We start from the raw sequence: 22,502 nt of genomic DNA, 5'->3' as shown, positions 1-22,502 counted from the left end.
CGATCCCTCCCAGGAGGAACGCATGGCCTGCTTTGCGCTGCTCGACGACTGCAATGCGACCTCGACCAATCCGACTAGCCGGCTCTACACCGGCTTTGTGCGGGAGCACCGCTGCATCGATCCCGGCCGGCTCGATGCGGTCTGGCGCGGGGTCGAGCGCGACCTCGCGGCCGGCGGCCACGCTGTCGTGCTCGCCGATTACGAATGGGGCGCGCGCCTGAATGGCGTCGATACGAGAGCGCCCGAGGATGGCGGGGCGTTGCGCGTGCTGATCTTCGAGCGGCTCGCGCAGCTCGCGGCCGAAGAGGTCGAGGACTGGCTCGCCGCGCAGGACGCCGACGAGCGCGTGGGCTATCCGTACGACGGCGAACATCGCGCGCCGGCAACTGTCCTCGCGCCGCGTGCGAGCGTCGACCGCGAAGCCTTCGATGCCGCGATCGCGCGCATCCATCACGCGATCGGCGAAGGCGAGACCTACCAGGTCAATTACACCTACCGGCTCGACTTCGACGTATTCGGCTCGCCCGCGTCGCTGTACCGCCAGCTGCGCGCACGTCAGCCGGTTGCGTACGGCGCGTTCATCGCGCTGCCGGCCGGGCCGGGCGCGAGCCACGTGCTGTCGTGTTCGCCGGAGCTCTTCCTCCGGCACGACGCGGGCCGACTCGTCACGCGCCCGATGAAGGGCACGTCGCGCCGTGCGCCGGTGGTCGAGGGCGACAGCGAGCTCGCGCGGCTGCTCGAAGCGGACGAGAAGAATCGCGCCGAAAACCTGATGATCGTGGATCTGCTTCGGAACGACCTCGGCCGTATTGCGAAGCTCGGCAGCGTGCGCGTGCCGGCGCTGTTCTCGATCGAACCCTACGCGACGGTGTTCCAGATGACCTCGACCGTCGAGGCGGAACTGCCCGACGACGTCGATTTTCCGGCGATCCTGCGCGCGCTCTTCCCCTGCGGCTCGATCACCGGCGCGCCGAAGCGCTGCACGATGCAGCTGATCGGCGGGCTCGAGAGCACACCGCGCGGGCTTTACACGGGAAGCATCGGCTGGATCGACGCGCCGCGCGGGGAGGCCGCATGCGGCGACTTCTGCCTGTCGGTCGCGATCCGCACGCTGACGCTCGATGGTGCGACTACCGGGACGCTGCGGCGCGGACGGATGGGCGTCGGCGCGGGGATCGTCAGCGACAGCACGGCCGCCGAGGAATTCGCGGAGTGCGCGTTGAAGGCGCGCTTCCTCACCGGTCTCGTGAGCGACGGCGCGGTCGAGCCGCACGCCGGGACGGAACGACGAGCCCGCAGGATGCAGCGCGGCCGCGACCAGCAAAGCACGGCCGAAGCAACGATCGCGGGCGGCTCGTGAGCGAACGCCGCCTCGCCCTCTTCGATCTCGACCTGACACTCATCCCCTACGACAGCGGGATGGCCTGGCTGCGCTTCCTGATCGGGCGCGGCCTGCTGGAAAGGGACGCCGCCGAGCTTTACCTGGAGCGCTGTCGCGAGTACGTGCGCGGAGCGCTGTCGGTGCGGGAGCTGCATCGCGTCGCAATGGCGCCGCTGGCGCGGTTTCCGCGCGAGCAGCTCGACGCGCTGCGGCAGGACTTCGCCGCCGGCCTTGCCGACGAGATTCCCGCCGGAGCCCGAGCGCTCGTCGCCTCGCACCGCGCGAAAGGGGCGCTGTGCGTGCTGGTGACGACGACGAACGACTTCGTCGCGGCGCCGTTCGCGGCCGCGCTCGACGTCGACCAGCTGCTGTCGAGCCGAGCGGAGGTGAGCGGCGACCGCTTCACCGGCGAGATCGTCGGTGAGCTCTGTCATGGCGCGACGAAGGTCGCCCGCGTCGAGGCCTGGCTCGCAGAGCAGGGGCTCGGCTGGGACCGGTTTGCGCACACGACCTTCTACTCGGACTCGATCAGCGATCTCCCTCTGCTGAGCCGTGTTGTCGAGGCGGTCGCGGTGCGCCCGGATCCGGCGCTGCGCAACGAGGCGCAAATCCGTGGCTGGCGGATCGTCGAGGACATCGACGATGCGAGCTGATGCAAGGCGCGGGCGATGAACGCGGTTCTCGACGCTGCGCTGCGACGGTGGCAGCTCGACGGCGCGGCTGCACGGGGCGGCTCGATGCTGGAGCGCTTAGCGCAACGCGACGGCACACCGCTCTACGTTTACTCGCGGCCGCTCATCGCCTCCCGCGTGGCCGCGCTGCGCACCGAATTTCCGGACGATCTCACGCTGCTGTACGCCGTCAAGGCCAACCCCGATCCTGCGGTCGTCGGCTGCGTCGTGCCGATCGTCGACGGCTGCGACGTCACGTCCGCGGCTGAAATCGCGGTCGCGCTGCAGGCCGGTGCCGCAGGCGAGGCGCTGAGCGTCGCCGGCCCCGGAAAATCGGATGCCGAACTCGCGGCCGCCGTTGCCGCGAACGCGCTGGTCGTCGTCGAGTCGCCGAACGAGGCGCGGCGCCTGGCTGCCTTCGCGGCCGGCGGCATTCGTCCTCGGGTCGCGCTGCGGATCAATCCGCCGTTCACCCTCGCGGCCGACGCGCGCATGGGTGGCGGGCCGCGGCGGTTCGGCATCGACAGCGAACAGGCTCCGCAAGTGCTCGCCGGGATCGGCCGCTTGCCGCTGGCCTTCGAAGGCTTCCACGTCTTCGCGGGCTCCGGCTGCCTCGATGCGCGGGCGATCGCCGACGTGCAACAGCAGACGCTCGAACTCGCCTGCGAACTGGCTCCGTTCGCGCCGGCGCCGGTGCGCGTGCTCAATCTCGGTGGCGGTTTCGGCGTGCCGTGCTTCGCCGGCGACGCGCCGCTCGCGCTCGCGACGCTGGGCGCGAGCCTGCGCGCGCTTGCTGCCGACGCCCGGCGGCGGCTGCCCGGCGTGCGCCTCGCGCTCGAACTCGGGCGCTACCTCGTCGCCGAGGCCGGCGTTTACCTGACCCGCGTCGTCGACCGCAAGGAATCCCGCGGCCGCACATTCCTGATCGTCGATGGCGGCGCGAACCACCACTGGCACGCGACCGGCGCGCTCGAAGGGCGGCGCCACCTGCATTTTCCGCTCGCGGTCGTCGGCGCCGAAGGGCGACCCGTCGAGCGCGTGACGCTGTGCGGTCCGCTGTGCGCGCCGCACGACACCTGGGCCGAGGACATCGTGCTGCCCGTCGCCGTCCCGGGCGACCTCGTCGCCGTGTTCCAGTCCGGCGCCTATGGCGCGAGCGCGAGCCCACAGGCTTTTCTCGGCAAACCCGCCGCACTCGCGCGCCTCGTCGAATGGCCTGCGCGGCAACCCGCCGATGCGCGCATCGCAACGTCCCCCAATCGGCAGCAGGAGACCGAACATGCTTGAAGAGCGCAACGCCGACGGCGTCTGGACGCCGACCACTCCCATCGACGAGGCTCGCGGCTCGCCGGCGCCCCGCACAGTCAGGTCGTCGAAAGGGTCGAAACCGGCGACCACCCGGCGCAAGTCCGCTGCGACCGCGGACCGGCCGACGCGCAAGGAGGCCGAGGCGGCGGTGCGGACGCTGCTGCGCTGGGCAGGGGACGACCCCGCGCGGGAAGGCCTGCGCGACACGCCGGCGCGGGTCGCGCGCGCGTACGAGGAATTCTTCGCCGGTTACGCCATGGACCCGGCTGCGCTGCTCGCGCGCACCTTCGAGGAGGTCGAGGGGTACGACGAAATGATCGTGCTGCGCGACGTGCGCGTGGAGAGCTATTGCGAGCATCACATGGTGCCGATCATCGGTCGCGTCCACGTCGCGTATCTGCCGCGCCGGCGCGTCGTCGGCATCTCGAAGCTCGCGCGGCTCGTCGACGCCTACGCAAAGCGCCTGCAGATCCAGGAAAAGCTGACGGTGCAGATCGCCGACACGCTGCACGACGTGCTGCAGCCGAAAGGCGTCGCGGTCGTCATAGAGGCGGCGCATCAATGCATGACGACGCGCGGCGTGCACAAGCCCGGCGTCGCGATGATCACCAGCCGGATGCTGGGTGCGTTCCGCGACGACGCCAACACGCGGCGGGAGTTTTTCGCGCTCGTCGGCGGCAACGGCTCGCATCCGTCGATCGCCGGCTGAGCGGCGAGAAGTCACCGTACGTGGCGGGGCGCCCGAAATGCTCGACGTTCTCGGACGCGACGCCCGCTCAGGCAGCCAGCGCCCGCAAGCGCTCGGCGCCTTCCTCCTGGAAGTAATCGAGCAGCGCGACGAGCGCCGGGGTCGGCGGCCGACCCTCGTGCACCAGCACGTTCCACTCGCGCATCACCGGCGTGTCGACCACGTTGAGCCGCAGGAGCCGCCCGGCGGAAAGCTCCATCGCCAAAGCCTGATGCGACAGGAATGCGATCCCCATGCCGGCCATCGCGGCCTGCTTGAGCGTCTCGTTGCTGCCCATCTCGTCCGCGCGCACCGCCTTGACGCTGTGTGCGCGCAGGAAGCGTTCGAGGTGTGCACGCGTGCCCGAGCCCTGTTCGCGCAGCAGCAGGCGCTCGCCCGCGAGCGCGGTCGGTGCGATCCGCTCGCGCCCGGCGAGCGGGTGATCGGGTGCGGCGACGAACGACAGCGGATGCGGCGCGAACGGAATGCGACGCAGCGGCAGGCCGCTCGGCGGTTCGCCGGTGATCGCGATGTCGGCGTGTTGCTCGCGCAGCATCTTGTGAACCACTTCGCGGTTGCCGACGGTCAGCCGGAAGCTGACGTCCGGGTAGCGCCGGCCGAACTCCGCGAGCAGGTAGGGCACGAAATATTCGGACGTCGTGATCGCCGCGACCTCGATCGTGCCGGCCGGCACGTCGCGCTGCGCCTTCAGCTGCAGCTCGGCGAATTCGAGCGCGTCGAGCGCGATCCGCGCCTGCCGCACGAGGATCTCGCCGGCCGAAGTCAGGTGGATCTGCCGGCGCCCATCGACGAGCACTTCGCCGACGATTTCCTCGAGTTCCTTCAACTGCATCGACACCGCCGGCTGCGTGATGTGCAGCAGGTGGGCAGCCGCGGTGAAGCTGCCCGAATCGGCGACGGCGACGAGGGCGCGCAGCTGGCGGAGGGTCAGGCGCTGGGCAAGACGCATCACGATTCCTTATCTCAATGTCGGACTAGATTCGATTGGAGCTTATTTAGAAAGATCCTTAATGTCTATCCCACGGACAACGGACAAGCGAACCGACAAGGAGGACTGGACATGGGCGCACCCGAAGCTACCGAGCAGATCATCGACCCGAAGAAGCGCTACCGGGCCGGCGTGCTGAAGTACGCGCAGATGGGTTACTGGGACGGTGACTATCAGCCGAAGGAAACCGACGTGCTGGCGGTGTTCCGCATCACGCCGCAGGAAGGCGTCGATGCGATCGAGGCGGCCGCCGCCGTCGCCGGCGAGTCCTCGACCGCGACCTGGACCGTCGTCTGGACCGACCGCCTGACCGCGTGCGACCGCTACCGCGCGAAGGCCTACCGCGTCGATCCGGTGCCGGGGCAGCCGGGCCAGTACTTCTGCTACGTCGCCTACGAGCTCGATCTCTTCGAGGAAGGCTCGATCGCGAACCTGACCGCGTCGATCATCGGCAACGTCTTCAGCTTCAAACCGATCAAGGCCGCGCGCCTCGAAGACATGCGGCTGCCGGTCGCATATGTGAAGACTTTCCGCGGCCCCCCGACCGGCATCGTCGTTGAGCGCGAACGGCTCAACTGCTTCGGCCGCCCGCTGCTCGGCGCGACGACGAAGCCGAAGCTCGGCCTGTCGGGCAAGAACTACGGCCGCGTCGTCTATGAGGCGTTGCTCGGCGGCCTCGACTTCACGAAGGACGACGAGAACATCAACTCGCAGCCCTTCATGCACTGGCGCGACCGCTTCCTGTACGTGATGGAAGGCGTTCAGCGCGCGGCCGCCGGCACCGGCGAGATCAAGGGCCATTACCTCAACGTGACCGCCGGCACGATGGAGGCGATGTACGAGCGCGCCGAATTCGCGAAGTCGCTCGGGTCGACGATCATCATGATCGACCTCATCGTCGGCTGGACCGCGATCCAGTCGATGAGCAACTGGGCGCGCGCGAACGACATGATCCTGCACATGCACCGCGCGGGCCACGGTACCTACACGCGTCAGAAGAACCACGGCATCTCGTTCCGCGTGATCTCGAAGTGGCTGCGGCTGGCCGGCGTCGATCACCTGCACACCGGCACCGCGGTCGGCAAGCTCGAAGGGGACCCGATGACGGTGCAGGGCTTCTACAACGTCTGCCGCGAGATGAAGAACGAGATCGATCTGCCGCGCGGGCTGTTCTTCGAGCAGGACTGGGCGAGCATCCGCCGCGTAATGCCGGTCGCCTCCGGCGGGATCCACGCCGGGCAGATGCACCAGCTGATCGACCTGTTCGGCGACGACGTCGTGCTGCAGTTCGGCGGCGGCACGATCGGCCATCCGATGGGCATCCAGGCCGGTGCGACCGCGAACCGCGTCGCGCTCGAGGCGATGGTGCTCGCGCGTAACGAAGGGCGCGACATCGCGGACGAGGGCCCCGAGATCCTGAAGGACGCCGCTCGCCACTGCACGCCGCTGCGCGCCGCACTCGATACCTGGGGTGAGGTGACCTTCAACTACACCTCGACCGACACGTCGGATTTCGTCGCGACGCCGACCGCAGCGTGATGCCCGCCCCCGAGAAATGGTTGAACCGATGGCAGCCACAACCGTTCGCCCTGATGCTGCCGAAGGGCGGTGGCAGGGCTTCGACAGGCTCAGCCCGAACGGTAATTGCTTGCCGCATCAATAGGAGACATGACATGAGAATCACCCAAGGCGCCTTTTCGTTCCTGCCCGACCTCACCGACGCGCAGATCTCGAAGCAGGTCGAGTACTGCCTCGCGCAGGGCTGGGCGGTCAGCATCGAGTACACCGACGATCCGCACCCGCGCAACACCTTCTGGTCGATGTGGGGCCATCCGATGTTCGACCTCGCCGATCCCGCGGGCGTGATGGGCGAGCTGACCGAATGCCGTTCGGCGTATCCGGACCATTACATCCGCATCAACGCGTTCGACTCGATGCACGGCTGGGAGACGATGCGCATGTCCTTCCTCGTCAGTCGGCCGGCGGACGAGCCGGGATTCCGCCTGGTCCGTCAGGAAAGCGAGGGCCGCGTCGTGCGCTACACGCTCGAAAGCTATGCGGTCGCGCGGGCGCCCGAAGGCCAGCGCTACGCCAGCTGATCCGCGCAGGAACGCGCCGCTGCGGCGACGCGCCGCGCCCCAACCCCAGCCCGGATCACGAGGAGACACACGATGAACGCCGTCGACCTGCAGGCCGCGGGCCTGTCCCCCGCATCGTCCGACACACCGCCCGCCACCGTCGACCTCGCCGCCGAATACCGCGAGGCCGGCGTCGGCGAAGTGCTCGACGGCCTCGACCGCGAGCTGGTCGGCCTCGTGCCGGTGAAGCGGCGGGTGCGCGAGATCGCGGCGCTGCTGCTCGTCGATCGCGCGCGGCGCAAGATCGGGCTCGCCACCGAGCCGCCGTCGCTGCACATGAGCTTCACCGGCAACCCCGGCACCGGCAAGACCACGGTCGCGCTGCGCATCGCGCAGATCCTGCAGCGGCTCGGCTACGTGCGCCGCGGCCACGTTGTCGCGGTGACGCGCGACGACCTCGTCGGCCAGTACATCGGCCACACCGCACCGAAAACCAAGGACGTGCTCAAGCGCGCGATGGGCGGAGTGCTCTTCATCGACGAGGCCTACTACCTGTACCGGCCCGAAAACGAAAAGGACTACGGCCAGGAGGCGATCGAGATCCTGCTTCAGGTGATGGAGAACCAGCGCGACGACCTCGTCGTCGTGCTCGCCGGCTACGGTGACCGCATGGAGCGCTTCTTCGAATCGAACCCGGGGCTGAAGTCGCGCATCGCGCACCACATCGATTTTCCCGACTACGCCGACGGCGAGCTCGGCGACATCGCCGGGAAGATGCTCGCGCAGTGGAACTACCGCTTCGACGAGGGTGCGCGCCGCGCTTTCGACGAGTACATCGTGCTGCGTCGCCGCCAGCCCCATTTTGCGAACGCGCGGAGCGTCCGGAACGCGCTCGATCGCATGCGGCTGCGCCAGGCGCTGCGGCTCTTCGAGGCCGGCGAGACCGTCGATGCCGAGCGGCTCACGACGCTGACCGAGGCCGACGTGCGCAGCAGCCGCCACTTTCATCCGTCCGACGCGCGCGAATCCGCACTCGTCGGGAGCGAAAACCCGAGGGCGGATGAGCCACGAAGCGCGTCATCCGCCGCATGCGTCCGACCCGGAAATACGCCTGGTGCGCCCGAGCCGGAAATTCACCGAATGCGTCCGGCCGGAGATCCGCCGAGCGCATCGGCCCCGAAACGCGGCGGATAGCACTTCGCTCATCCGCTCCAGGAACTGAACGCCGATGCCTAACCGATTAACGACCTCCGCGGAGCTGCAGCCATGTTCGACATTGAACGCACGACGCTCACCGAATACCTGATCGCACAACGGCGCAGCCACCCGGGCGCGACCGGCGAATTCAACGCGCTGATCCTGCAGGTCGCGCAAGCCTGCAAGGCGATCTCGCGCGCGGTCGCGCAGGGCGCGTTCGCCGGCGTGCTCGGTTCGCTCGACACCGAGAACGTGCAGGGCGAGACGCAGAAGACGCTCGACGTGCTTGCCGACCGGATCTTCCTGCGTGCGACGCACTGGGGCGGCGATCTCGCGGGGATGGTGTCGGAAGAGAACGACGAGCCGATCGCGCTACCCGAGGGCGGCACGCGCGGCAAGTACCTGCTGGCGTTCGATCCGCTCGACGGTTCGTCGAACATCGACGTCAACGTGTCGGTTGGCTCGATCTTCTCGATCCTGCGCGCGCAGACGCCGGGCGAGGATGCGCGGGCCGAGGACTTCCTGCAGCCGGGCACGCGCCAGGTCGCCGCCGGCTACGCGATCTACGGGCCGTCGACGATGCTCGTGCTGACCGTCGGCGACGGCGTCGCCGGCTTCACGTTCGATCCGGTGCTCGGCGACTTCTTCCTGACCCACCCGGCGCTGCGGATTCCCGAGACGACGCGCGAGTTCGCGATCAACGCGTCGAACACGCGCTTCTGGGAGCCGCCGGTGCGCCGCTATGTGGACGAGTGCCTCGCCGGCCGCAGCGGTCCGCGCGACGCCGACTTCAACATGCGCTGGATCGCGTCGCTGGTCGCCGAGACGCACCGCATCCTGATGCGCGGCGGCGTGTTCCTGTACCCACGCGACCGCAAGGACCCGGCCAAGCCGGGCCGGCTGCGCCTGCTGTACGAGTGCAACCCGATCGGCATGATCGTCGAGCAGGCTGGCGGGCGCGCCTCGACCGGCGAACGGCGCGTGCTCGATGTCGTGCCCGAGAGCCTGCATCAGCGCATCGGCTTCGTCTTCGGCTCGCGCGACGAGGTCGAGCGGATCGAGCGCTATCACGCCGAACCGGCGCCGAGACCGCAGGAGGACAGCGACCTGCCGCTGTTCCACGCGCGCAGCCTGTTCCGGCAGAACTGATTTCTCATCGCCACAGGGGGACGCCATGTCCGAACGCCATCCCATCGTCGCCATCACCGGCTCGTCCGGCGCCGGCACCAGCACCGTCCAGCGCACCTTCGAGGAGATCTTCCGGCGCGAGAAGGTCAGCGCCGCGATCATCGAAGGCGACAGCTTCCATGCCTTCGATCGCCTCGAGATGCGCAAGCGCCTCGCCGAGCTCGAAGGCGTGCCGAACAACCACTTCAGCCACTTCGGCGAGGAAGCCAACCTCTTTGCCGAGCTCGAACAGCTGTTCCGCAGCTACTCCGAATCGGGCCGCGGCCTGCGGCGCAAGTACCTGCACAGCGCCGACGAGGCCGAACCCTACGGCCTGCCGGCCGGCACCTTCACCGATTGGGAAGAGATCCCCGCCGGCAGCGACCTGCTGTTCTACGAGGGCCTGCACGGCGCAACCATCACCGACAAGGTCGACGTCGCGCGATTTCCGGATCTGCTGATCGGCGTCGTGCCGGTGATCAACCTCGAATGGATCCAGAAGCTTCATCGCGACAAGAACATGCGCGGCTACTCGACCGAGGCGGTCACCGACACGATCCTGCGCCGCATGCACGACTACGTGCATTACATCGTCCCGCAGTTCGCGCGCACGCACGTCAATTTCCAGCGCGTGCCGATGGTGGACACGTCGAACCCGTTCATCGCGCGCGCGGTGCCGACCGCCGACGAGAGCATGGTCGTGATCCGCTTCGCCGATCCCAAGGGCATTGATTTTCCGTATCTGCAGAACATGATCCACGGCAGCTTCATGAGCCGTGCGAACACCATCGTCGTTCCGGGCGGAAAGATGGAACTGGCGATGCAGCTGATCTTCACCCCCTTCATCTGGCGCCTGATGGAACGGCGCAAAAAGGTGCTCTGAGATGAACAAGCCGATTGAAACCTCGATGCTCGAGACCCGGACCGCCGGATCCGCGCTGCTGGACGTGAAGTGCGCGAACGCGCTGCGCTTTCTTGCGATCGACGCGGTCGAACAGGCGAATTCGGGCCACCCCGGCATGCCGATGGGCATGGCGGAGATCGCTGTCGCGTTATGGACGCGCCACCTGCGGCACGACCCGGCCGACCCGCGCTGGCCCGACCGCGACCGCTTCGTGCTGTCGAACGGCCACGGCTCGATGCTGCTCTATGCGCTGCTGCATCTGACCGGCTACGACCTGCCGCTCGACGAGCTGAAGCGCTTCCGCCAACTGCATGCGAAAACACCCGGCCACCCGGAGCACGGTCTCACGCCGGGCGTCGAGACCACGACCGGGCCGCTCGGGCAGGGGATCACCAACGCGGTCGGCATGGCGCTCGCCGAGAAGCTGCTGGCGCGCGAATTCAACCGCCCCGGCCACGACATCGTCGACCACCGCACCTGGGTGTTCCTCGGCGACGGCTGCCTGATGGAGGGCGTCAGCCACGAGGCGGCGTCCTTCGCGGGTGTGCAGCGGCTGTCGAAGCTCGTCGCGTTCTGGGACGACAACCGCATCTCGATCGACGGCGACGTCGGCGGCTGGTTCGGCGACGACACGCCGGCCCGCTTTCACGCGTACGGCTGGAACGTCATCGAGCGCGTCGACGGCCACGACGTCGAGGCGGTGGATCGCGCGATCCGCGAGGCGCTCGCGAACGCCGACAACGACGTCGGCCCGACGCTGATCTGCTGCCGCACGACGATCGGCCGCGGCAGCCCGGCGCGCGCGGGCACCGCGGCGGCGCACGGCGCTCCGCTCGGCAAGGACGAGATCGCCGCGACGCGCGCCGCGCTCGACTGGCCGCATCCGCCGTTCGAAGTGGCGGCCGACGTGCGCGCCGCGTTCGACGCGCGCGGGACGGGTGCTGCGACGCGTGCGAATTGGAACGAGCGGCTTGCCGCGTACCGAGCACAGTGGCCGGAGGCTGCGGCGGAGTTCGCGCGACGCGTCGGAGGCGAACTGCCGGCCGGTTTCGCCGCACTCGCGGAGGCGATGCTGCAGGGTGTGCAGACCGAAGGCCCGGAGGTTGCGACGCGCAAGGCGAGCCAGCAGGCGATCGGCCGCCTCGCGCGCGCGCTGCCGGAACTCCTCGGCGGCTCGGCGGACCTCACGCACTCCAACCTGACCGACTGGCCGGACTGCGGCGCGGTGCGCGCGGATGCGGGCGGGCGCCACATCAACTGGGGCGTGCGCGAATTCGGCATGACGGCGGCGCTCAACGGCATCGCGCTGCACGGCGGTTTCGTGCCGTTCGGCGCCACCTTCCTGGTGTTCTCGGACTACGCCCGCAACGCGATCCGGATGAGCGCGCTGATGAAGCAGCGCGTGATCCACGTGATGACGCACGACTCGATCGGGCTGGGCGAGGACGGCCCGACGCACCAGCCGATCGAGCATGTCCCGTCGCTGCGCCTGATCCCGGACCTCGACGTCTGGCGTCCGTGCGATGCGACGGAGACGCAGGCCGCGTGGAATGCCGCGGTGATGCGCGCGGACGGGCCGAGCCTGCTCGCGCTGTCGCGCCAGAACCTGCCTAACCAGGCGCGCAGCGCGGAGCAGCTCGCGGCGATCGCGCGCGGCGGCTACGTGCTCGCGGAGGCTGCGGTCGGCAGGCCGGCGGTCGTGCTGATCGCGACCGGTTCCGAAGTCCCGCTCGCGATGGCCGCGCGCGAACGGCTCGCTGCCGACGGGATCGGCGCACGCGTCGTGTCGATGCCCTGCACGAGCCGCTTCGACGCGCAGGACAGGAGCTGGCGCGCGGCCGTCCTGCCGCCCGGGGTTCCGCGCGTCGCGGTCGAAGCCGCGCGCTCGGACGGCTGGTGGAAATACGTCAGCGGGCCGGACGGCACGCGCGGCGACGTCGTCGGCATCGACCGCTTCGGCGAGTCGGCCCCCGCGGGCGAACTCGCGGCCTTCTTCGGCCTGACGCCCGAGCGGGTCGCAGACGCCGCACGACGCCTGATCAGGGGGTGAATCGGCGCAGGGCGGAAAAAGCGAAGCGCCTTCCGCCGACCCTCGCGTTATCCGCCGGACCACGCGGCGGATAAGGCCTTCGGCTCGTCCGCGCGAGGGTGCTGCTGCGACTTCAACTTCCGCCCTGGGAAAGCCTGCCTCGTGCGTCCCACCCATGAATTCGCAACACCATCGAGGAGACTCCAGTGACCATCCGAGTTGCAATCAACGGCTACGGCCGCATCGGGCGCAATGTGCTGCGCGCCCATTACGAAGGGGGGCGGCGGAATCCGATCAGCATCGTCGCGGTCAACGCCCCGCGCGGCAGCGTCGAGGCCAACGCGCACCTGACGCGCTACGACAGCATCCAGGGAACGTTCCCGCATTCGATCGACGTGGACGGCGGCGACTGGATCATCGGCGACGACCGCATCCGGGTCGTGTCCGAGCGCGATCCGTTCCGGCTGCCGTGGCGCGAGCTCGGCGTCGACGTCGTGCTCGAATGCACCGGCCGTTTCCGGTCGAAGGAGGGCGCGGCGCCGCACCTCGACGCTGGCGCCGGCAAGGTGCTGATCTCGGCGCCCGGCAAGGACGTCGACGCGACGATCGTCTACGGCGTCAATCACCGTTCGCTGCGCCGAGATCATCGCGTCGTGTCGAACGCGAGCTGCACGACGAACTGCCTCGCGCCCGTCGTCGCAGCGCTGCACCGGCCGCTAGGCATCGTGCGCGGAAAGATGACGACGGTGCATTCCTACACCAACGACCAGGTGCTGCTCGACGTCTTCCACGAGGATCCGCGCCGCGCGCGCAGCGCGACGCAGTCGATGATCCCGACGAAGACCGGAGCCGCCGCCGCGGTCGGTCTCGTGCTGCCCGAGCTCGCCGGCCGGCTCGACGGCTACGCGATCCGCGTGCCGACGCCGAACGTGTCCTTCACGGACTTCACGTTCATCGCCTCGCGGGTGACGACGAAGGACGAGGTGAACGACATCGTCCGCGAAGCGGCGCACGGCGCGCTGAAGGGCGTCCTGACGGTGAACGACCTGCCGCTGGTGTCGTGCGATTTTCGCCACAACCCGCATTCGAGCATCTTCGACGCGACGCTCACGCGGGCCGACCACGAGCTCGTCACGGTGACGGCGTGGTACGACAACGAATGGGGGTTTTCGAACCGCATGCTCGATACCGTCGTCGCGATGATGGAGGCCGACTGACATGTCCGATCGATTCTTGCGTCTCGACGATGTGCCGCTCGCCGGCCGTCGTGTGTTCATCCGCGCAGACTTCAACGTCCCGTTGACCGACGACGGACAGGTCGCCGACGACAGCCGGATCTGCGCGACGCTGCCCGGCATTCGCCGCTGCCTCGACGCCGGGGCCGCGGTTGTCGTGACCTCGCATCTGGGGCGGCCGAAGGAAGGGGCGCTCGGCCGCGCCGACTCGCTCGCGCCCGTCGCCGACTGCCTCGCGCGGCTCCTCGGCCGCCCGGTGCCGCTCATCGCCGACTGGGTCAACGGGCGTTTCGCCGTCCGCGCCGGCGAGCTCGTCCTGCTCGAGAACTGCCGCGGCAACCGCGGCGAGAAGGCCGACGCGCCCGAGCTCGCGGCGCGCATCGCGGGCTGGATCGACGTCTATGTGAACGAAGCGTTCGGCACCGCGCACCGCAGGGAATGCACCTTGCATGCGCTCGCGCTCGCCGCCCCGGTCGCCTGCGCCGGACCGCTGCTCGCCGCCGAGCTCGACGCGCTCGGTCGCGCGCTGGCGCAGCCGGCGCGCCCGCTGGTCGCGATCGTCGGCGGATCGAAAGTGTCGACGAAGCTGACGATCCTCCAGAGTCTCGCCGACAAGGTCGACGCGCTCGTCGTCGGCGGCGGCATCGCGAACACCTTTCTCGCCGCGCGCGGCCACGCGGTCGGGAAGTCGCTGTTCGAACCCGACCTGCTCGACGCCGCCCGTCTGGTCGAACGCCGGCTCGCGGCGCGCGGCGCGCGGCTGTGGCTGCCCGAGGACGTCGTCGTTGCGGACCGCTTCGCATCCGACGCGCGGGCCACGGTGCGTGGGGCAGCGGATGTCCAGCCCGACGAGATGATCCTCGACATCGGGCCGCGTGCGCAGGCGAGCCTCGCGGCCGAGCTCGCGCGCGCCGGCACGATCGTGTGGAACGGGCCGGTCGGCGTGTTCGAGTTCGCGCCGTTCGCGGCCGGCACGCGTGCGCTCGCCGACGCGATCGCGGGCAGTCGCGCGTACTCGATCGCCGGCGGTGGCGACACGCTCGCGGCAATCGCCGCGTTCGGTGTCGGCGAGCGCATCGACTACATCTCCACCGGGGGCGGTGCCTTCCTCGAGTTCCTCGAAGGGCGCGAGCTGCCGGCGGTCGCGGCGCTGCGGATCCGCAGACAGCTCTACAGCCGCCGGGTCGCGCCGGTGCGCGAATACGAGCACGAGCCGGAGCCGGGCTGATGCGCCCGCCGAACTCACCAGAACCCGACTCATTCCAGGAGAGCAAGCAATGGCAATGATCTCGCTGCGTCAACTTCTCGACCACGCCGCCGAACACGGCTACGGCGTGCCCGCTTTCAACATCAACAACATGGAACAGATCCAGGCCATCATGGCCGCGGCCGAACGGACCGACAGTCCGGTGATCCTGCAGGCGTCGGCCGGCGCGCGCGGCTACGCGGGCGAAGCCTTCCTGCGCAAGATGGTCGAGGCCGCGGTGGAGCAGTGGCCCGACATTCCGATCTGCATGCATCAGGACCACGGCGCGAGCGCCGCGGTCTGCGTGCAGTCGATCCGCTCCGGCTTCACGAGCGTGATGATGGATGGCTCCTTGCGCGAGGACATGAAGACGCCGGCGAGCTACGAGTACAACGTCGAGGTCACGCGCCGCGTTGTCGAGATCGCGCACGCGGTCGGCGTGTCGGTCGAAGGGGAACTCGGCTGCCTCGGGTCGCTCGAAACCGGGCAGGCCGGCGAGGAAGACGGCGTCGGCGCCGAGGGCACGCTCGACCACGCGCAGATGCTGACTGACCCGGCCGAGGCGGCCGAGTTCGTCGCCGCGACCGGCGTGGATGCACTCGCAGTCGCGATAGGCACCAGCCACGGCGCCTACAAGTTCACCCGCCCGCCGACCGGCGACATCCTCGCGATCGAGCGCATCGCCGAGATTCACCGCCGCGTCCCCGATACCCATCTCGTGATGCACGGGTCGTCGAGCGTGCCGCAGGAATGGCTCGCGATCATCCGCGAGTTCGGCGGCGAGATCGGCGAGACCTACGGCGTGCCGGTCGAGGCGATCGTCGAAGGCATCCGCAACGGTGTGCGCAAGGTCAATATCGACACCGACCTGCGCCTGGCGATGAGCGGCGCGATCCGCCGCCTCGCGGTGCAGGCGCCGGGCGAGTTCGATCCGCGCAAGTTCTTCAAGGTCGCGAAGGACGCTGCCGCGGGCATTTGCGCCGCCCGTTTCGAAGCCTTCGGCACGGCCGGAAAGGCGAGCCGCATCACGCCGATCCCGCTGTCGGCGATGGAGAAGCGTTACTCGCGCTGACGCGTACGAATCCGGCGTCCGCCAGCGGACGCCAGGAATCGCCCAGGCCGCCCGCAAGGCGGCCTTTTTGTTTCACGATAACTCGAGTATCGCAATTCATTGGACGAGGCCAATGTCGATAGAGTCGGACTATCATCGCTTATGCGAGTTCACCATATTCCGCCGCGACGGTGCGCAGCAGTCGGTTGTCGTGGGAGATCGGGAGACAACGGTGCCATCAGTAGCGCGTACTTCCCGGAGAGGATGAACCGCACTATGTTCCCGTTCTGTCTTTCGTCGATTCATGCGCCGTTGCTGGCGGCGCTGTAAACAGGAGTGATCACCATGAAAGCCATCCGCTTGCGCCGGCCCTTCGGACAGGAGCGTTTCGAGCACGTCGACATCGCCGATCCGGGCGCGCCCGGTGCCGGCGAGATCCGTGTGCGCCTGCACGCAAGCTCGCTCAACGCCCATGACCTGGCCGTGGTGCTGGGGCAACTGCCGGTCGAGGACAACCGCATCCCGCTGTCCGACGGCGCGGGCGTTGTCGAGGCCGTGGGCGCGGGCGTGCAGGAATTCGCGGTCGGCGACCACGTCGTCTCCACCTTCTTCCCGAGATGGCTCGCGGGCGGCCCGGGGCCGCTTGCGGCCGGCTTTGCCACCACCCCCGGCGACGGTATCGACGGTTATGCCTGCGAAGTAGCCGTGCGCCCGGCCACCGCTTTCACCCATGCGCCGCGCGGTTGGAGCCACCTGGAGGCGGCCACGCTGACCACTGCCGGCCTGACCGCCTGGCGCGCGCTCGTGGTCGCTGGCGGCCTGAAGACCGGCGATACCGTGCTGACGCTGGGCACCGGCGGGGTGTCGGTCTTCGCGCTGCAACTGGCCAAGGCGGCCGGCGCGACGGTGATCGCAACCTCGTCTTCCGATGACAAGCTCGCCCGCGCCGCCGCGCTGGGCGCCGATCACGGCATCAACTACCGCCAGCATCCCGAATGGTCGAAAGAGGTGCTGGCGCTTACCGGCGGGCGCGGCGTCGATCACGTCGTCGAGGTCGGTGGCCCTGGCACGCTCCCACAGTCGATGCGCTCGGCGCGAGTGGGCGGGCATATCGCGCTGATCGGCGCGCTCACGGGCTTCGCCGATATGGTGCCGACCGCCGAGCTGATGCTGCGCCAGCAGCGCGTCACCGGCATCGGCGTGGGCAGCCGCGAGCACCAGCTCGACCTGGTGCGCGCTGTCGAAACCACCGGCCTGCGCCCGGTCATCGACCGCAGCTTCGCGTTGGACGACCTCGCCGACGCCTTCCGCCTGCAACAGGCGGGTGGGCATTTCGGCAAGATCGGCATCGACTATTCGATGGCGTCGGGAAAGGCAGCCTGACGAATCCGGCGCCCGCGGCACGGGGGGCGGACCGGGCGACACCGCGCGGATCGTCAGGACCGTTCCGAGGGCGCCGAAGCGCTGCGGGTCAGGGCGCCGATCATGCTCATGGTCGGCGTCGGTCACTAGACGCTTGAAACCGGACCTCTTGTCGTCGCCATCGTCGGCCTGATCCGCGACCGGATAGCCGCATCGATCCCCGGACCGCGCGCGCAGCGCGGTACCTGCGGGGATACCCGCGCCGACGCCTGACCTCACGCCTGGCGCAACACCCCGGGTCGCTCCCCCGACCCGATACCCCGGGTCGATACCCCGGCCGATACCCCGACCCGATACCCCGACCCGATACCCCGACCCGACATTCCCCCCCCGTCTTATTCCAATCGCAAGTCCAACTCAATAAATGGCCTGCCTCGCTTGCGGTCGACCGCCCCCGGTGGCAGTCCGTTTGGCCCGCCGCGGTAGCGCCCGCTACTACCCGCGGGGTAGTGCCAACGGGAAATTTCAGCGCTTTGTCGATCTGCCGATACTGGGCGCCAGAACAACGACGCACACGGAGACATTTCGATGACATCACGGCAATCGGTTCTCAACGTACGGCACCGCGAACTCGGCTCCAAGCTCGACGGCGACACCTGGAACGGAATGCAGATTCCCTGGCACTACGGACGCGATTCGCAGGACGAGGTGGTCTCGGTCCGCACCGCCGCCGGTCTCTACGACATCAGCGCGCTGAACATCGTCCGCGTCAGCGGAAAGGATGCGGCGGACGTGATCGACCGCCTGGTTCCGATCGACGTCCGGCGCTTGCGCCCGGGCACGGCGCGACTGGCCGCGCTGGTCAACGAGAACGGCGCGATCAGCGACGATCTGATGGTGATCCGCGACGGCGAGAACGCGTTCCGCCTGTCGCATGGCAGCGGCGCGACGCAGCAGCAACTGGCGGCGCTTTGCGCCGGCCGCGACGTGAGCTGGGAGCAGGATTTCGACGTGCATATGCTGTCGCTGCAGGGGCCCCGCGCCGCGTCGATCCTCGCGCCGCACATCGGCATCGACCTCGCGTCGCTGCCGTACTTCGAACATCGCGAAACGACGCTGTGCGGACTGAAGGTGACGGTGTCGCGCGGCGGGTATTCGGGCGAGGAGGGCTTCGAGCTCGCATGCGCGTCGGCAGACGCGGTGGCGCTGTGGGACGCGCTGCTCGAGGTCGGAAAACCCCTCGGCCTGATCCCGTGCTCCTGGGACTCGCTCGATGTCGCGCGCATCGAAGCGGGCCTGCTGTTCTTCCCGTTCGACATGCCTGAAGGCGACACGACGCCGTGGGAGGTGAACCTCGGCTGGGCGGTGGACGCGGACAAGGCCGGCGACTACATCGGCAAGGCGGCGCTGCTCGCGGCGCGCGGAAAGGAGCGGGTCGTCCAGGCCGGCGTCGCGGTGCGCGACGAGGTCGCGGTCGAGGGGGGCGCACGCATCCTCGTCGATGGCAAGGAAGCGGGCGTCGTGACGAGCGCCACCTTCAGCCGCTACCTGATGCAGTCGCTGGCGCTGGTGCACCTGAAGCCCGAATACAAGGCGCTCGGCACGCGCGTCGAGATCCGGGACAGCCGCGGCACCCACGCCGGCGTCGTCGTCCGAACCCCCTTCTACGATCCGCAGCGGCTGCGCGGCCGCGTAGGGGCGGGCTGACGAGCGCAGTCCGCGAAGCGGGCGACGGGCATCGCCGGGCGGACCCGCTGTTCGCCGCCCGTGATCGTCGTCTGCCGATTGCCACCGCCTGCCCTGGCGAGTCGGCAAAGGCCGAAGCATCCGATCCGATTTCACCGGAGGCCCTCATGAGCATGGATCGTCTCATCGACGTGCGTGTGACCGAGATCGAGCAGCTGACTCCGCTCATCAAGCGCTTCACGCTTGAAGCCGCGGACGGGGACGCGCTCCCCACATTCGGCGCCGGGAGCCACATCGTCGTCGAGATGACGGACGACGACTCGGTTCATCGCAGTCCTTACTCGCTGATGGGTTCGCCCTGGGAGACCGGCCCTTACCGGATCGCCGTGCGACGCAGCGAGAACGCCCGCGGCGGTTCGCGCTACATGCATGAAAAGGTCCGCCTCGGTTCGATGCTGCGCATCTCCGAGCCGGTCAATCTGTTTCCGCTGATCCGCACGCGCGGCAAGCATGTGCTGATCGCCGGCGGGGTGGGCGTGACGCCATTCTTCGCGCACCTCGCGGAGCTGCGCGCGATGGGGCTTCCGCACGAGCTGCATTACGCGGTGCGCAACGCCGAACATGCGGGCTTCGTCGACGAGCTGCGGCTGATGATCGGCGACGACCTGCACCTGTATGTCTCGGACGACGGGCAGTCGATCGACTTCGACGCCTTGCTGGCTAGGCAGCCGCAGGGCACCGAGGTGTACGTCTGCGGTCCCGAGCGGATGGTCGCCGCGACCATCGCCGCGGCCCGCGCCGCCGGCTGGCACGAGGGCAGGGTGCACGCGGAGCAGTTCGCGTCTCCCGCAGGCGTGCCGCCGGAAGTCCTCTCCACGGAAAACGTTTCCAGCGCGGGCGACCTGTGCGAAGCGGGCGAGGGCGGCACTGCGCGCCTGCCGCGCGACCGTCGTGGCGAACTCGCCGTCCAGGAGGCGACATGAAACCCGCCGCTGGAAGTCGCCAGAAGTTTCACGACAACAACATCAGGCGCGCAGACGCCATCGCGCCCGCGCTGTTCCCGTTTCCCTCGGGCACCTCGCCCGAATGACCCCGTGCGGCGCCGGATGTCGGCCGGTGCCGCGCTGCAAGCCCACGCCCTGACGACTGACGCGCACAGGGCGCAATCCCACAACCCGGCTGGAGACAACAAGATGGCTCGCGATCCTCGTTACGACATTCTTTTCGAACCGATCCAGATCGGCCCGAAAACCTTGCGCAACCGCTTCTACCAGGTGCCGCACTGCATCGGCGCCGGCTCGACGCTGCCGGGTTTCCAGGCCGCGCATCGCTCGATGAAGGCCGAAGGCGGCTGGGCCGCGATGAACACCGAATACTGTTCGATCCACCCGGAGTCCGATGACACGCACCGGCTGTCGGCGCGCATCTGGGACGAAGGCGACGTGCGCAACCTGCGCGCGATGACCGACGAAGTGCACAAGTACGGCGCGCTCGCCGGCATCGAGATGTGGTACGGCGGCGCCCACGCGCCTTGCATGGAAAGCCGGGCGACGCCGCGCGGCCCGAGCCAGATCGCATCGGAATTCGAGACCCTGACCTACTGCAAGGAGATGGATCTCGACGACATCGCCCAGGTGCAGCAGTACTACGTCGAGGCCGCGCTGCGCGCCCGCGACGCCGGCTTCGACATCGTCTATGTGTACGGCGCGCACTCCTACCTGCCGCTGCAGTTCCTGTCGCCGTACTACAACAAGCGCACCGACAAGTACGGCGGCTCGGTGCAGAACCGCGCCCGCTTCTGGCTCGAGACGCTCGAAAAGGTGCGCCGCGCGGTCGGCGACGACTGCGCGATCGCGACCCGTTTCGCGATCGATTCGCTGTATGGCAAGGGCGGAATCGAGGTCGAGCGCGACGGCATGGCCTTCGTCGAGATGGCCGACTCGCTGGTGGATCTGTGGGACGTCCATGTCGGCGACATCGCCGAGTGGGGCGAAGACGCGGGCCCGTCGCGCTTCAATCTGCAGGGGCACCAGGTGCCCTGGACGCGCTTCATCAAGCAGGTATCGAGAAAGCCCGTGCTCGGCGTCGGCCGTTTCACCGATCCGGAGAAGATGACCGAGATCGTCACCAAGGGCATCGCGGACATCATCGGCGCCGCGCGCCCGTCGATCGCCGACCCCTTCCTGCCGAAGAAGGTCGAGGAAGGGCGCATCGACGACATCCGCGTGTGCATCGGCTGCAACGTCTGCATCTCGCGCTGGGAGATCGGCGGGCCGCCGATGATCTGCACGCAGAACGCGACCGCCGGCGAGGAATACCGCCGCGGCTGGCACCCGGAGAAATTCGCCAAGGCCAAATCGGATGATGCGGTGCTCGTCGTCGGCGCCGGTCCGTCGGGCGCGGAGTGCGCGCGGGTGCTGATGGAGCGCGGCCACACGGTGCACCTGGTGGACCAGGCCGAGAAGATCGGTGGCCACCTGAACCGGATCGTCACGCTGCCGGGCCTCGGCGAGTGGGGCTATCACCGCGACTACCGCGAGACGCAGATCACGAAGCTGCTGAAGAAGAACAAGCAGAACCAGCTCGCGCTCGGCCAGAAGGCGATGACCGCCGCCGACATCCTGTCGTACGGCGCCGAGAAGGTCGTCATCGCGACGGGCGCGCACTGGGTCGGCGACGGCACGAACTGCCTCACGCACGATCCGATCCCCGGCGCCGACGCGTCGCGCGACGACCAGCTCACGCCCGAGCAGGTCATCGACGGCAAGAAGCCGATCGGCAAGCGCGTCGTGATCCTCAACTCGGACACCTACTTCATGGCGCCGAGCCTCGCCGAGAAGCTGGCAGTCGCGGGCCACGAGGTGACGATCGTCAGCGGCGTGCATCTGGCGAACTACATGCACTTCACGCTCGAGTACCCGAACATGATGCGGCGGCTGCACGAGCTTGGCATCAAGGAGATGGGTGACCACTTCGCGAGCCAGATCCGCCCGGGGGCGATCGAGGTGTACAACATATGGGGCGACGGTTCGCGCCGCACCTACCGCGGCGCCGGCGAGTTGCCGCGCGACGCCAACACGACCCACCGCTGGATCGAGTTCGATTCGCTGGTGCTCGTCACCGGGCGCCGCTCGAACGACGGCCTGTTCCGCGAGCTGAAGGCGGCCGAGGATCAGTGGGAAAGCAACGGCATCAAGGGCATCTACCTGATCGGCGACGCGGAGGCTCCGCGGCTGATCGCCGACGCGACCTTCAGCGGCCACCGCGTTGGGCGCGAGATCGAGGAGAAGAACCCGCAGCTGCCGTTGCCGTATCGCCGTGAAGTTGCGGTGTGGGGCACGCCGCACATGCCGGGTGGCAGCTTCGAGATCCAGTACAAGGTGTAAGGCGCCCTCCGCGCTGCGGGTGCGACGCGTCCTGCGCCGCACCCGCCGCTTCCCCTGAAAACCAG

General features: G+C 68.8%; 18 protein-coding genes. 17 read left to right on the top strand and 1 reads right to left on the bottom strand.

Annotation, left to right across the window (positions count from 1 at the left end; genetic code table 11):
- Positions 1–22 precede the first annotated feature (22 nt).
- Genes pabB through folE form a run of 4 tightly spaced genes read left to right on the top strand, consistent with a single transcriptional unit; the run spans position 23 to position 4,069 of the window.
- A complete protein-coding gene (pabB, locus tag ROZ37_RS17430) occupies positions 23–1,360 on the top strand; it encodes an aminodeoxychorismate synthase component I (protein WP_312661250.1) in 1,338 nt (445 codons plus the stop codon).
- On the top strand, positions 1,357–2,034 hold the full coding sequence (locus tag ROZ37_RS17425; RefSeq protein ID WP_312661248.1) for an HAD family phosphatase: 678 nt from the start codon (positions 1,357–1,359) through the stop codon (positions 2,032–2,034). Before pabB ends, ROZ37_RS17425 begins: the two co-directional genes overlap by 4 nt.
- Before the next feature lie 15 nt (positions 2,035–2,049).
- The gene (locus ROZ37_RS17420; protein WP_312661246.1) at positions 2,050–3,339 is read left to right on the top strand and encodes an alanine racemase; all 1,290 of its coding nucleotides are present in this window, start codon (positions 2,050–2,052) and stop codon (positions 3,337–3,339) included.
- Complete coding sequence (folE, locus tag ROZ37_RS17415) at positions 3,332–4,069, top strand: GTP cyclohydrolase I FolE (protein ID WP_312661245.1); 738 nt, start codon at positions 3,332–3,334, stop codon at positions 4,067–4,069. The genes ROZ37_RS17420 and folE overlap by 8 nt, the downstream gene beginning before the upstream one ends.
- 67 nt (positions 4,070–4,136) lie before the next feature.
- Here the strand turns inward: folE and ROZ37_RS17410 are convergent, their stop codons facing one another.
- Entirely contained in the window at positions 4,137–5,057 is a 921-nt protein-coding gene (locus tag ROZ37_RS17410) for a LysR family transcriptional regulator (protein ID WP_312661244.1), read from the bottom strand.
- Between the two features lie 111 nt (positions 5,058–5,168).
- On the opposite strand from ROZ37_RS17410, the gene ROZ37_RS17405 reads away from it, so the two are divergent.
- From ROZ37_RS17405 to ROZ37_RS17345, 13 genes are all read left to right on the top strand, one after another.
- A complete protein-coding gene (locus ROZ37_RS17405) occupies positions 5,169–6,635 on the top strand; it encodes a form I ribulose bisphosphate carboxylase large subunit (protein ID WP_312661243.1) in 1,467 nt (488 codons plus the stop codon).
- A 134-nt stretch (positions 6,636–6,769) separates the two neighbouring features.
- Positions 6,770–7,195 (top strand): ribulose bisphosphate carboxylase small subunit, encoded by a 426-nt coding sequence (locus tag ROZ37_RS17400; RefSeq protein ID WP_312661242.1) that lies wholly within the window; start codon positions 6,770–6,772, stop codon positions 7,193–7,195.
- Between the two features lie 72 nt (positions 7,196–7,267).
- Positions 7,268–8,368: a CbbX protein gene (gene cbbX, locus ROZ37_RS17395; RefSeq protein ID WP_312661241.1), complete on the top strand. Its 1,101-nt coding sequence runs from the start codon at positions 7,268–7,270 to the stop codon at positions 8,366–8,368.
- A 72-nt stretch (positions 8,369–8,440) separates the two neighbouring features.
- Positions 8,441–9,520, top strand: a complete 1,080-nt coding sequence (locus ROZ37_RS17390; protein WP_312661240.1) for a class 1 fructose-bisphosphatase — start codon at positions 8,441–8,443, stop codon at positions 9,518–9,520.
- Positions 9,521–9,545: 25 nt separating this feature from the next.
- Positions 9,546–10,421, top strand: a complete 876-nt coding sequence (locus ROZ37_RS17385; protein ID WP_312661239.1) for a phosphoribulokinase — start codon at positions 9,546–9,548, stop codon at positions 10,419–10,421.
- Between the two features lie 25 nt (positions 10,422–10,446).
- Positions 10,447–12,492: a transketolase gene (tkt, locus tag ROZ37_RS17380; protein ID WP_312661342.1), complete on the top strand. Its 2,046-nt coding sequence runs from the start codon at positions 10,447–10,449 to the stop codon at positions 12,490–12,492.
- 185 nt (positions 12,493–12,677) lie between these two features.
- Entirely contained in the window at positions 12,678–13,688 is a 1,011-nt protein-coding gene (gene gap, locus ROZ37_RS17375) for a type I glyceraldehyde-3-phosphate dehydrogenase (protein WP_312661238.1), read from the top strand.
- 1 nt (position 13,689) lies between these two features.
- Positions 13,690–14,934, top strand: a complete 1,245-nt coding sequence (locus ROZ37_RS17370) for a phosphoglycerate kinase (protein WP_312661237.1) — start codon at positions 13,690–13,692, stop codon at positions 14,932–14,934.
- Between the two features lie 49 nt (positions 14,935–14,983).
- On the top strand, positions 14,984–16,024 hold the full coding sequence (gene fba / locus ROZ37_RS17365) for a class II fructose-bisphosphate aldolase (protein ID WP_312661236.1): 1,041 nt from the start codon (positions 14,984–14,986) through the stop codon (positions 16,022–16,024).
- 324 nt (positions 16,025–16,348) lie between these two features.
- Positions 16,349–17,386, top strand: a complete 1,038-nt coding sequence (locus ROZ37_RS17360) for an NAD(P)-dependent alcohol dehydrogenase (protein ID WP_312661235.1) — start codon at positions 16,349–16,351, stop codon at positions 17,384–17,386.
- 567 nt (positions 17,387–17,953) lie between these two features.
- Positions 17,954–19,072 carry an aminomethyltransferase family protein gene (locus ROZ37_RS17355; protein WP_312661234.1) on the top strand — a complete coding sequence of 373 codons (1,119 nt, stop codon included), beginning with the start codon at positions 17,954–17,956 and terminating at the stop codon, positions 19,070–19,072.
- A gap of 146 nt (positions 19,073–19,218) precedes the next feature.
- Positions 19,219–20,034, top strand: coding sequence for a ferredoxin reductase (locus tag ROZ37_RS17350; RefSeq protein ID WP_312661233.1), 816 nt, complete (start codon positions 19,219–19,221; stop codon positions 20,032–20,034).
- A 210-nt stretch (positions 20,035–20,244) separates the two neighbouring features.
- Positions 20,245–22,437: an FAD-dependent oxidoreductase gene (locus tag ROZ37_RS17345; protein ID WP_312661232.1), complete on the top strand. Its 2,193-nt coding sequence runs from the start codon at positions 20,245–20,247 to the stop codon at positions 22,435–22,437.
- Positions 22,438–22,502 lie beyond the last annotated feature (65 nt).

Source organism: Aromatoleum sp. (genome assembly GCF_032027225.1).
In the GTDB taxonomy this organism is placed as follows: Bacteria; Pseudomonadota; Gammaproteobacteria; order Burkholderiales; family Rhodocyclaceae; genus Aromatoleum.
This window is presented reverse-complemented; position numbering and strand designations above follow the sequence as displayed.